General features: G+C 66.9%; 10 protein-coding genes. 2 read left to right on the forward strand and 8 right to left on the reverse strand.

The window, feature by feature from the left end:
* Positions 1-53: 53 nt before the first annotated feature.
* The 3 genes from U5805_RS01325 to U5805_RS01335 form a co-directional block, all read right to left on the reverse strand.
* Positions 54-3,143, reverse strand: a complete 3,090-nt coding sequence (locus tag U5805_RS01325; RefSeq protein WP_322101617.1) for a type VI secretion system Vgr family protein — start codon at positions 3,141-3,143, stop codon at positions 54-56.
* Between the two features lie 10 nt (positions 3,144-3,153).
* The gene (locus U5805_RS01330; protein WP_322101618.1) at positions 3,154-3,408 is read right to left on the reverse strand and encodes a PAAR domain-containing protein; all 255 of its coding nucleotides are present in this window, start codon (positions 3,406-3,408) and stop codon (positions 3,154-3,156) included.
* Positions 3,409-3,755: 347 nt separating this feature from the next.
* Positions 3,756-4,022, reverse strand: a complete 267-nt coding sequence (locus U5805_RS01335) for a hypothetical protein (RefSeq protein WP_322101619.1) — start codon at positions 4,020-4,022, stop codon at positions 3,756-3,758.
* Positions 4,023-4,311: 289 nt separating this feature from the next.
* Here U5805_RS01335 and U5805_RS01340 point away from each other — a divergent pair, with 289 nt between their 5' ends.
* Entirely contained in the window at positions 4,312-5,016 is a 705-nt protein-coding gene (locus tag U5805_RS01340) for a glycosyltransferase (RefSeq protein WP_322101620.1), read from the forward strand.
* A 14-nt stretch (positions 5,017-5,030) separates the two neighbouring features.
* Here the strand turns inward: U5805_RS01340 and U5805_RS01345 are convergent, their stop codons facing one another.
* From U5805_RS01345 to U5805_RS01355, 3 genes are read right to left on the reverse strand one after another with little or no spacing between them, the layout of a single operon-like run.
* Positions 5,031-7,340 (reverse strand): xanthine dehydrogenase family protein molybdopterin-binding subunit, encoded by a 2,310-nt coding sequence (locus tag U5805_RS01345; protein WP_322101621.1) that lies wholly within the window; start codon positions 7,338-7,340, stop codon positions 5,031-5,033.
* On the reverse strand, positions 7,337-8,374 hold the full coding sequence (locus U5805_RS01350) for a xanthine dehydrogenase family protein subunit M (protein ID WP_322101622.1): 1,038 nt from the start codon (positions 8,372-8,374) through the stop codon (positions 7,337-7,339). Before U5805_RS01350 ends, U5805_RS01345 begins: the two co-directional genes overlap by 4 nt.
* Positions 8,371-9,054 carry a (2Fe-2S)-binding protein gene (locus U5805_RS01355; RefSeq protein WP_322101623.1) on the reverse strand — a complete coding sequence of 228 codons (684 nt, stop codon included), beginning with the start codon at positions 9,052-9,054 and terminating at the stop codon, positions 8,371-8,373. Before U5805_RS01355 ends, U5805_RS01350 begins: the two co-directional genes overlap by 4 nt.
* A gap of 235 nt (positions 9,055-9,289) precedes the next feature.
* On the opposite strand from U5805_RS01355, the gene U5805_RS01360 reads away from it, so the two are divergent.
* On the forward strand, positions 9,290-10,090 hold the full coding sequence (locus tag U5805_RS01360; RefSeq protein WP_322101624.1) for a PIG-L deacetylase family protein: 801 nt from the start codon (positions 9,290-9,292) through the stop codon (positions 10,088-10,090).
* A gap of 137 nt (positions 10,091-10,227) precedes the next feature.
* Here the strand turns inward: U5805_RS01360 and U5805_RS01365 are convergent, their stop codons facing one another.
* Together U5805_RS01365 and U5805_RS01370 are read right to left on the reverse strand one after the other, a co-directional pair.
* Positions 10,228-11,157, reverse strand: a complete 930-nt coding sequence (locus U5805_RS01365) for a cation diffusion facilitator family transporter (RefSeq protein ID WP_322101625.1) — start codon at positions 11,155-11,157, stop codon at positions 10,228-10,230.
* A 19-nt stretch (positions 11,158-11,176) separates the two neighbouring features.
* Complete coding sequence (locus tag U5805_RS01370; protein ID WP_322101626.1) at positions 11,177-11,794, reverse strand: SAM-dependent methyltransferase; 618 nt, start codon at positions 11,792-11,794, stop codon at positions 11,177-11,179.
* Positions 11,795-11,825 lie beyond the last annotated feature (31 nt).

Raw genomic sequence — 11,825 nt, forward strand, 5'->3', positions numbered from 1 at the left:
GCGTCAGCAATTATTTTTTCAATCTCGGAGTATGATTTGGATTTGAGATTATTCTAGTCAATTTCAGTCAGTGATTTCTTGACTTTAATTGTATATTTTTTCGCGACTGGATATTCCACGTCCGAACGACTATGAACGCTCACTGGTTGCGAATTGCCATTGCGGATATACCGATATCTCCGCAGACCGAAATTCATGGGATCACAGGTAAGGAAGTCGGGGAATTTTCCAGTCGATGTGGAATGGGTTTCCGGCGTTGAAATAGCCGTTCCGCCCGCTTGTGTCGTGCGCTTCATGGCTTGCGGCTCGGGCGGCGCAGCTTGAGATGTGTCCCGATAGATTGCCGTCTGAATTTGACCGACTACGTCCTCGAATTCGCTTTGAGACATTAACTCGATCAAGCCGAACGCTGCTGTGTTGCTTGTGATGATCGGCAGTTCGCCCAGCTCGTTGGTCACGCCCGAAAGAACTTGCCCATCGTCCAGCGTCAGTCGGAATGGTTGATTGGCAATCGCAAACCCGCCGTCGTGCTCCACAAGCACATGATGAGCAACCAGTTTCCCCGGCTGATCCTGCGTAACCGGAAAGTCGATCGGGCGCGGGTCCGGGTCGTTTGTCGCGTGGCTTGCTGCATGGGCGACGAATTCGCCGCCCGTGTGGATCGTCACCCCTTGCCCTGTGATTCGAACAACGCTGCCATTGACGTGCAGTTCGATACCTTTCGACGCGGCGAGGCGTATCCATCCCTGCGTGCTCGTGTGCGAGATATCGCCTTGCGCAAGCAGCCTCATGCCATCCAGGCGCGACTCGATATGAACGCGGCCCGAAGCAATCAGCGTCATTGCTTGCTGCACGTAGAACGCCAGCTTTGAACGCACAGAGGCGAATAGCGATTTCCCTGTTGCGATGGCGAGGTGGCCACCCGTAGTGAGCGCGATGTGATGACCGCTCGACAAGTGAGCGTTATCGGTGGCGGCCAGGTGAAGGTTCGCCGCGCTCGAAAGCGCAATGTCGGGGTTTTCAATTTCGGGGAAATCGGACGGTCCCGGGTTGGCTTTGCCGCTCAATGCGGTATTCGCATCGCGCATCGAATCCACTACGTCGCGCGCGTCGCCGCTTGCGTCCTGCGCGCCGCGCTGCTGCGCGAGCAGCGTGGCATTCTCGTGGATATCGCGCGCCTGCGTCACCAGCGCGATTGTCTCCCCCATCTCCTTGACCTTGCCCGCCGCATTGCTGCGCGCGAACGTGGTAAAAAGCAGCCCAAGCGCCGCGCGCAGCACGCCGTGCCTGTCGGTGCGAAGTTCGAAGCCTTCGCCGCGTTCGTCCTGCCGCCCCTTGTTGCCGTCGATGCGCGTGATGTAGCCCATGCTCAGGCTCGACTTGCCGTGATCGCTCGCGAGTTGAACCTGTATGCGGTCCTTCGTGTCGTCGAAGGCCAGGTGCTGCGTGCGCCAGCCGTGCAGTTCCCTGCTTCGCGTACCGGACACGGCGAGGTTACGCCCAAGTTCCCACGGCGGCAGATTGCGTGCGTTGGTCACGCTCTCGCGTATGACCGGCTGATCGGGATCGCCGCCCAGGTAATCGACATTGACTTCGTGGCCGATGCGCGGAATGAATGCCGTGCCCATTTGCGGCCCGCGCCATGACTGCGCCACACGCACCCAGATAAACGCGTTCTCGTCGTATTGACCCTCGCGGGCGGACACCAGACGGCAGCGGATACGCCCATAGGGGTCCGTAAAGATTTCCTCGCCTTCGGGGCCGCTTACGATAGCCGTTTCCGCGCCGATGCAGGGCCAGGGCGTGACGATCGGCAGACGGAAATAGCTTTCGCGCAACGGATGCAGTTCGAACGCGGTATCGACGCTGAACTGCTGGCCGGTTCCGCTCGACTGGTCGTTGGCGGTAATGGTGAGTTCGGCCTTTACGACGAGGTATTCGCGGTTCGCTTCCTTGAACGGGCAATCGGTCAGTTCGAAGATGAAACCAGGCAACAATCCGCGCAGGTGCCCGAATCCCTTTACCCGAAGTCCCTTGCATCGTTCGGACTGCATACGAACCGTCGCGGCCTGAAGCGCCTGTTCGTCCAGATCGAGCGGCCGCCCGTTGAGACCCATCGCGCCCTGCAACGGCTGGGCCGTGTTGACGGGCTCATAAAATTGCGGACCTTCGCGCGCCGTGTCGCGCGGGTTCCGGCTGGAAGCGCTGAGCGCAATCGTGCTTCGCGCCGCGCGCGGCTGCGTGTAGTCGTGGCTGACGTTCTTCGCTTCGCCGATGGTCTGACGGCTGCTGTACTCGATCCATTCGATGGTTTCTTCATCGACGCGATTCTCGCCGGGCGCATAGCGGACCGTTTCGTATGCCGGGCCGTGCCGGTGAAATCCGCCCAGGGTATCGGCGATAACAATCGCGTGGCGTTGCCCGGCGTGTTCGAACCAGTAGAAGAGGCCGGCGCGTTCGCAAAGACGCTGGAAACAGGTGAAATCGCTTTCGAAGTGCTGGCGTATCAGGTCGCGAACCGGATAATGCCGGCCGTGAATCGGCCCGGCAATGCGCCAGTCGATCGTGAACGGATAAGGCGCAAGCAGATCGCGGATGACGTCGATAACCGTGACGTTCTGCCATATCCGGTAATCCCGTCCAAGGCTCGCTTCCTTCAAGGCCGGTTCGATATCGAAGTCGTAGAGATAGGCGCGATCGTCCATACCCACAAACCGGGCGTCAGTGACCATGCCGGAAATCTCGCGCACATGAAAACCGATGTTGCCGCTACCGGTATCGCCCGGCATACCCGGCTTGAAATTCCACTTACCCGGAATGTCGATAAAAACGGTGACGGGCGTTCCCACAATCCTGTCCAGAGCCAGCGTGATCACGTCGGGATACGAAGGCACCTCGATGGCGGTGCGCGTGCGCACAGTGTACCTGTACGGCTCGCCCACGGTCTCGACGCCATTCAGCCGCAGGGCGACGATAACCGGTTCGCTCGTATCTTCCGGCTCGGCCTTCGACGTGGGAATGCGGTAATACCAGTCCTCGCGCGGGCGCAGCGGTTGCCAGCGCGGTATGGCCGGGCCGTCGATCATCAACGGGCGTTTCGGCGCGCGATAGATGCCGCGATGATTGGCGAGGTGGTTCTTCATCGCGCGGCCCTCATGCACGAACGAGCGTCGCACCGCACGCTGTTTTATCGCCGATGAACGCGACACGAACGCCGCCATGCGTGCGCGCGCCGGTCGCGACGATCGGATGCACGCCGCCGCACTTCGGACACTCGACCATGTGGCCGTCGAGCGCCACGCGAATTCCTCTGTGCGTGAGGTTGGTTGCGGCGCCGATCACGGTGCCGCCGTGATCGGTGGTGTCGCCCAGTCGCGCGACTTCGCGCTGGGTGGCTGCGTTTTTCATCGGAAGGGCCTCGAAAACGGAAAACGACGCGCATCGAGCGGCGCGATATCGCTGGTTTCTTTTTAACGCGAGCGATATTTATCTCATACGAGATAAATCCGAAACAACGCGACGTTAATGCGTATTGCGTGCGCGGCCGGCTTTCGATTGACTTAAAGCAAGGGATAAGGCGTTGCGCAATTTACGGCGCGGGTATCAGCGCGCGGATTGCGGTGAGGCGGACAAAGCGAACGAAGCGAAAAGAGCGAACAAAGCAAAAATGGCGGCGCGATGCAACTCGAATGGCGATGCGCCGATGCGTCGACTGGCCGATGTGCGGCGGCGAGACCGATGCGTTCACGATGCGGTCAACCTGCCGCACCCGTGGGCGCGGCGAAAGGCTCGGGCGCCGTTCTGGACCGCGCGTCGAGCGAGGCATCGCGCGGGAGCTTCGCTTCCTCCGGTTGACCGAGCGCATCGAGCAAGGCTTGCCAGCCGAACAGCCAGCGCATTTCCTCGAAGCATCGTCCGCCTTCGGCGCTGATGCGCACGATGTGGCTGTCGGGATAAAACGTCACGAGCGCGGGTGCGCCGCGAATGATGCAGCGCGCCTGGCGCGCTTCGGTGGTCATCATGTCTCTGCTCCCTGTCTGCACTTCTGGCGATGAACGGCGCATCCATCGCCGTGCGAAGGCCGCCGCGCGCGTTTCCCTGAGCCCGCGAAAGCGCATGACGTGTGCCCATGAAGTGTGCCCATGACGTGAGAGCGAGCCCATCGGGCCGACCTGCCGCGTGCCCGCCACCTGCCGCGCCGCATGCGTGCCGTCCCTCGCCGCCCGGCCGGGTATCGCAGTTGCGCTAGGAGCCGGATCAAACCGGCGCGCCGCGCCGGTCGAACTCCATCCTCCGGCAGAAGGATTCGCCATGATCGGTATCGTCATTCCCGCACACAACGAAGCAGCGCTGCTCGGCCCGTGTCTCGCCGCGGCCCAGGAGGCCGCGCGGCATCCGGCGCTAGGCGGCGAAACGGTGCGCCTGCTCCTCGTGCTCGATAGCTGTACCGACGGCTCCGCCGCCATCGCACGGCGCATGGAGGTGGAAACCTTGACTGTCGATGCGCGCAACGTGGGCGCGGCCCGCGCGGCGGGCGCGCGCCGTTTGCTGGAGCTGGGCGCGCGCTGGCTCGCGTTTTCCGACGCCGACAGCCGCGTTGCGCCCGACTGGCTCGCGGCGCAGCTCGCGCTCGGCGCGGACGCCGTTTGCGGCTCGGTCATGGTCGACGACTGGAGCACGCACCCGTCGCGCACGCGCGCGACTTGGCAGGCGCGCTACCGCGACGCCGACGGCCATCGGCACGTTCACGGCGCGAATCTCGGCGTGAGCGCGCAGGCTTACCGGCGCGCGGGCGGCTTCGCGCCGCTCGCGTGCGGCGAGGACGTCGCTTTGGTCGATCTGCTGAGCGCGAGCGGCGCGGTGATCGCATGGAGCGCCGCGCCGCGCGTGGTCACGAGCGCACGGACCGACGCACGCGTGCGCGGCGGTTTCGGCGATACGCTCGCGGCCTGGGCGCGCGGTGAGAACAAGGAACCGGACAAGGAACGCGACGGCGAAGCACCCGCCGTCGCCTGATCGTCGCCTGATCGTTACAGCAGCTTGTCCAGCGTGATCGGCAGGTCGCGCACGCGCTTGCCGGTGGCGTGATAGATCGCGTTCGCGACCGCGGCGGCCACGCCCACCACGCCAATCTCGCCCACGCCCTTCGCGCCCAGCGGGTTGACCACGTCGTCGTGCTCGTCCACGAACAGCACGTCGATCTCGCCGATGTCGCGATTCACGGGCACGTGATATTCCGCATAGTTGTGGTTCATGATGCGCCCGAGCGCGTGGTCGAACTGCGCCTCCTCGTGCAGCGCCATGCCGATGCCCCACACCACGCCGCCCGCGATCTGGTTCGCGGCCGTTTTCGGATTGACGATGCGCCCGGCCGCGATCGCGCTCACCACGCGCGCCACGCGCACCACGCCGAGCGTTTCGTCCACGCGCACTTCCGCGAACACGGCCGAGTGCGTCGCCATCGAAAAGCGCTTTTGCACGTCTTCGGGCTTGAGCGTGATCTCGACCTCGAGCGACTTCATGCCCGCGTCGGCGAGCAGGTCGGCCACGCGCACGCGCGGCGTTTCGTCGCGGGTCGCGCCGCTCGCGGTTGCGTCGCTGGCCGCGCCGTCGGGCGCGCGCAAGCGTATTTCGCCGTCCTCGATCACCAGCGTGTCGTAGAGCGCGCCCGGATCGCGATTCGCGAACCCGAAGCCGCCGTGCGCAACCAGAAGCTGCGCGAGCCGCGAGCGCAGTTGCGTGCATGCGGCCGAAGCCGCGCTGCCCACCGAAGCCACGGTCCACGAACCGCCTTCGATCGGCGCGTTCGGCAGCGAGGTGTCGCCCAGCGTGAAGCGCACGTCGTCGATGCGCATGTGCATGGCGTCGGCGGCAATCTGCGAAATGGCCGTATACGTGCCCGTGCCGATGTCGGCGGTCGCGCTCGCGAGTTCGAGTTCGCCGCGCGCGTTGAGCACGGCGCGCACCGTGGCCTCGTTCTGCAATGCGTCCCACACGCCGGTCGCCATGCCGTAGCCCACGAGTTCGCGGCCCTCGCGCATCGCGCGCGGCTCGGCCACGCGCGCGCCCCAGCCGAAGCGCTCCGCGCCTTGCGCATAGCAGTCGAGCAGCGCCTTGCTCGAAAACGGCAGCTTCTTGTTGGCGTCTTCGTCGGCGTAATTGCGGATGCGCAGCTCCAGCGGGTCCATGTTCAGCGCGACGGCCAGCTCGTCCATCGCGCATTCGAGCGCATAGAGCCCTTGCGCGGCGCCCGGCGCGCGCGTGTCGAGCGGCGTGTAGACGTCGAGCCGCCCGACCTTGTAGCCGAGCTGCACATTGTCGGCGCGATAAAGCTGGCCGGCCCAGTTCACCACGACATCGGTGAAATCTTCGAACTGCGAAGTTTCGCCCACGCATTCGTGGAGGATCGCATCGAGCCGGCCGTCGGCGCGCGCGCCCAGCGCCACGCGCTGCACCGAAGCCGGGCGGTGGCCGAACGTGAACATTTGCGCGCGCGTGAGCGCGACGCGCACGGGCCGCCGCAACGCGCGCGCGGCCATCATCGCGAGCGGCAGATGATATTGCGGCCGCAGGCCCGAGCCGAACGCGCCGCCCACGAACGGCGACACCACGCGCACGCGGTCCTTCGGCAAGTCGAACACCTTCATCAGGTATTGCTGCGTGTTCGTCACGCCCTGGGTTTTTTCGTAGACGGTATAGCGTCCGTCGTCGGATGGCACCACGGTGCAGCCGTGCATTTCCATCGGCTGATGGAATTCGGAGGGCGTGGAGTAGAACGCGTCGGTGCGGACCTCGGCGCGCGCGAGCGCGGCATGGGCGTCGCCGCGCGGCTCGGGCGGCGGTTCGAAGCCGCCTTTTTCCGTCGATGGCGTGACGGCGCCGGCCACCGCGCGCGCGAGATCGGTTTGATGCGGCTCGCCGCGATAGCGCATGCGCACGAGCGAAGCCGCGTAATGCGCGAGTTCCGGCGTTTGCGCGATCACGAGCGCGACCGGCTGGCCCGAGAATCGCACGCGCGCGTCGGCGAGCGGCTTGAACGGCGTGCCGCCCGGCGCGATCTGGTCCTTCCAGGCGTCGTTGTCGTCGTTGAGCGGCGGGCGGTTCTTGTGCGTGAAAACCTCCAGCACGCCGGGCACCGCGAGCGCCGCCCTGGTGTCGATGGCGACGATCTCGCCGCGCGCGATGGTTGCGTTCACAACAACGCCGTACACGAGGCCGGGCGCCTGGAATTCGGCGGCATAGCGCGCCGCGCCCGTCACCTTGCTGCGGCCGTCGACGCGCGAGAGCGGCTGGCCGATGCGCGCGCGTTCCTGCACGCCATGATCGAATGCGGTGCTCATGCGGGTTCTCCTGAGTCGTGTGCGGTGACGTTGGCCGCGTCCGCGCAATGCGGTGCGCGCGCGAGTTCGAACGCGCGCACGATCGCGCGCCGCGCCAGTTCCACCTTGAACGCGTTGCCTTCGCGCGGGTCGGCGGGCGCGAGCACGGCGTCGGCGTAACGCTCCACGGCGCGCGTGTCGTCCACCGCGCGGCCGATCAGCAGCGACTCCGCCTCGCGGTCGCGCCACGGCTTGTGCGCGACGCCGCCCAGCGCGCAGCCGAGCGCGGCAATCGCGCCGTTCTCCACGCGCAGCCCCACGGCCACGGAAACGAGCGCGAACGCATACGACTGGCGGTCGCGCAGCTTCACATAGGCGAAATTGCGCGCGTAGCCTTCGCGCGGCAACTCGACGGCGGTGATGAGTTCTTCGCCGGCGAGCGTGGTTTCGCGGTGCGGCGTGCGGCCCGGCAAACGGTGCAGGCCGTCGAACGGCAGCGTGCGCATGCCGCGCCGCCCGGCCACCGTGAGCGTCGCGTCGAGCGCTTCGAGCGCCACGCACATGTCGGACGGATGCGTGGCGATGCAATGCTCGCTCGCGCCCAGAATGGCGTGCATGCGGTTCACGCCGTCCAGCGCGGCGCAGCCGCTGCCGGGCGCGCGCTTGTTGCAGCAGGTGGCGGGATCGTAGAAGTACAGGCAGCGCGTGCGTTGCAAAAGATTGCCGCCCACGGTGGCGGCATTGCGGATTTGCGCCGATGCGCCCGCGAGCAGCGCCTGCGCGAGCAGCGGATAACGCTCGGTCACGCGCGCGTCCCACGCGAGCGCGCTGTTGGTGGCGAGCGCGCCGATGCGCAGGCCGCCGGATTCCGTCGCCTCGATCTCGCGCAGCGGCAGCCGCGAAATGTCGATGATCGCCTTCGGGCGCATGACGTTCTCGCGCATCAGATCGACGAGGTTGGTGCCGCCCGCGAGAAACTGCGCGTCGGGCGTGACGTGGTGAAGGCGCACGGCGTCGGCGACGCTTTTCGCGCGCGCATACGAAAAGCGGTTCATGGTGCGTCTCCTTGTGCGTTTTGCGCTTCGTGCGGTGCATGCGGATCTTGCGCTGCGTGCGGACCTTGCGCCTGGGGCGCTGCGTGGGGATCGTGCGAATCGTGCGGTGCGTGCGCTTCGTGCGGTGCATGCGCTGCGTGCGCCTCGTCCTCCTCGCGCGTGTCGATCCGCCGCGCGAGGCGCACGGATTCCACGGCGTTCGCGATGTTCACGTAAGCGCCGCAGCGGCACAGGTTGCCGCTCATCTGCTCGCGCACGTCGTCGCGGCATTGCGCGTGGCCTTCGGCGAGCAGTCCCACGGCGGAACAGATCTGGCCCGGCGTGCAGTAGCCGCACTGGAACGCGTCGTGGTCGACGAAAGCCTGCTGCACGGGATGCAGCGCGCCGTCCTCGGCGAGACCTTCGATGGTGGTGATCTCGTCGCCGTCGTGCGAGACCGCGAGCGCGAGGCACGCGTTGATGCGCGTGCCGTTCACGAGCACCGTGCAGGCGCCGCACTGGCCGTGATCGCAGCCCTTTTTCGTGCCGGTGAGATGCAAATGCTCGCGCAGCAGATCGAGCAGGCTTGTCCACGGCTCGACATCGAGCGCGCGGCGCTCGCCGTTGATCGTGAGTTCGACGGGTAAGGCGTCCGGCGAGCGGACCGGTATGGCGGACGACGGTTTGGTGGTCGTGTGCATGGCGTCCTCGTGGGGTGACGATGGAGTGTCGATGGAGCGCTCCGGCTCGATCCGGCTCGTGCCGGGTCGTGCCGTTCCGGCACGATTCGAGCGTCAAATCGGGTCGATCCGGAGCGCGAACGCAGCGCGCGGCTGCGCGGGTTCGAACGTAGCCCTGCGCAACGGCCTTGCCCGCTCGCGCAGAAATGCCGTTCAAGGCGCCGCTCAACGCGCCCGGCCAGGGCTGGAACGCGACTTGCTCAATCTTGCTCACGCTCACCGCCATCGGCACGCCGCCATGCTCATCGACTCGCCCATGCTCCCGCCCGCGCTTTCGCCCATGCTTTCGCCGTCGCGCAAGCTCGACGCGGCGCGCACGCTGTTCGCGATCTCGCCCCATCTCGACGACGCCGTGTTCGGTTGCGCCGCGCTGCTCGCCGCGCGGCCGGGCGCGTATGTCTGCACGGTATTCGCGGGCACGCCCGGCGAGCGGCAGGACACCGAATGGGATCGCGCGGCCGGTTACGCCGATTCGACGCACGCCATGCGCGGACGCTGGCGCGAGGACGACCGCGCGCTGGGCGTATGCCGCGCGAAGGCGCTGCGGCTCGATTTCCTCGACGGCCAGTACGGCGCGTTGCCCGCCGCCGAAACGCTCGCCGACGCGCTCTACGAAGCATTTGCCGCACATGCGGGCGACGGCGACGCGACGCTCGTCGCGCCGCTCGGCGTGCATCACCCCGACCACGTGCGCGTGGGCGAAGCGTGGGCGTTGCTGCTGCGCACGGGGCGCGTGGCGTCGTGCATCGTCTACGAGGACGCGATTCATCGCGCGGCGCGCGGCGTGGTGGAAAAGCGCCTCGGCGAACTGGACAAGGCGGGCCTGCGCATCGCGCCGCTCGACCCGACCTGGTGCCCCGAGCGCCTGACGGCGCGCGCGCTCGACATCAAACGGCGCGGCATCGTGGAATATGCGAGCCAGTTGCGCGCGTTCGGCGAGCGTATTCCCGCCGATCTCGCCAAGCCCGAGCGTTACTGGCGCGTGGAGCGCGTATAGGCGCGCGTAGGGCGCACGCCTAAGCGCACCCAGGGGCGCACATCGGCACATGCATGGGCGCACGTATAAGCGCACGTATAAGCACACCCAAGGGCGGCGCGTTTCCCTCGCGCGTTCCGGGGCGCCGCGCGCCGCCGTCAAACCGGATGTTCGCCGTGCTCGCGCAATTCGGGTTCGAAATAGATCCAGCGCGCGGCGGGAAAGTCGCGCTGCAAATCGCGTTCGATGGCGTCGATGGTGCGCACGAGCGTTTCGGCGTCGCGCGGATTCGCGAGTTCGGCCTGGATCGCCACGAGCAGGCTGTCGGACCAGCGCAGCACCACGAACGTGACGACGCGCGCGATCTCGGGCCGCGCGTCGAGCCACGCGCGCATGGCCGTGCGCACGCTCGCTCGCGCCGCCTCGCCCACGATCAGCGACTTGATCTCGCGCAGTGAGAACACGGCGGTTGCCATCATCACGCAGCCCACGCCGATGCTGCCGATCGCGTCGAAGCCCGCCCAGCCCGTGAGCGCGGCAAGCCCGGTGCCCGCGAGCGAGACCAGCACGCTCGCGAGCGCGGCCGCGTCCTCGCCGATCGACAGCATGACTTCCAGTTCGCCGGTTTCGCGAAACCAGCGCCATAAGCCGCCCGCGCGCCGCTTGCGGTCGATCGAGCGGATCGACGCGCGCAACGCGCTGCCCTCGATCGCGGCCGAAGCGAGCAGCACGGCCACCGCCACTTCGGGATGATCGAATTCGGAGCGATGCCAGAGCCGCCACGCGCCGATGCCGACCGACACCAAACCGCCGACGAGGAAGAACTGGATCGCCACGAGCATCGCGTAGAAATGCGTTTCGCGGCCGAAGCCGAGCGGGTGCTGTTCGTCGGCGTCGCCGTGCGCGGCGCGGCGGCCCGCGATCAGCAGGATCTGGTTCACGCAGTCGGCGCTCGAATGGGCGGCTTCGGCGAGCGTCGCGCCCGAGTGCGTGTACGCGGCGGCGGCGAACTTGCAGATCGTCACCACCACGTTGGAAGCCAGCGCGTAGTACACGGCGCGCGGCACCTGGCGGGCGGACGCGCGCATCGTGGCCTCGCCGCGGCGTTCAGCGCGCGCGGTCGCGGCGCGCGACGCTCAGCGGGTCGGCGCTCCAGACGTCGAGCAGGAAATCGGCGTCCTCCACATGCACGACGTCGTGCAGCGAAGCGCGTCTCGCGGCGAGCGCGAACGTTTCGCGCACTTCGGCGCTGTCGAGCATCCACGCCTCGCCGCCGTGGCGCCAGTGGCAGCAGACGAGCGTGCCGTCGGCGTCGAGCGCGTCGGCCGCGAGCGAGGCGAGCGCGGCGCAGCCCGCTTCGTCGAGGTAATACGCGAACTCGCTCACGACGATCAGATCGAAGCGGCCCGACGGCCAGTCGCCGGGCATGGCAAGCGATTCGACGCGCACGAGCGGGAACGGCGCGAGGCGCATGCGCGCGGTGTGTACGGCGCGCGGCGCGAAATCGGCGCACAGCAGCGCGTCGCAGCGCGTGGCGAGCGCGGCGGACAATTCGCCGGTCGCGCAGCCCGGCTCGAAACCGCGCCGGTAACGCACGCGCGGCAGCGAGGCGAGCAGCAAGGCGCGCTTGCGCGCTTCGTACCAGCTCGTGCGGTAGCGCCACGGGTCGGGGTCGTCGGCGAACTGGCCGTCGAAATAGTCGGCGAGCGAAGTCGGTTGATCCATGGCGTGTGCGTGGTCGGTATCGGTATAGGGC

It is taken from the genome of Paraburkholderia sp. J41, from assembly GCF_905220235.1.
GTDB lineage: Bacteria > Pseudomonadota > Gammaproteobacteria > Burkholderiales > Burkholderiaceae > Paraburkholderia.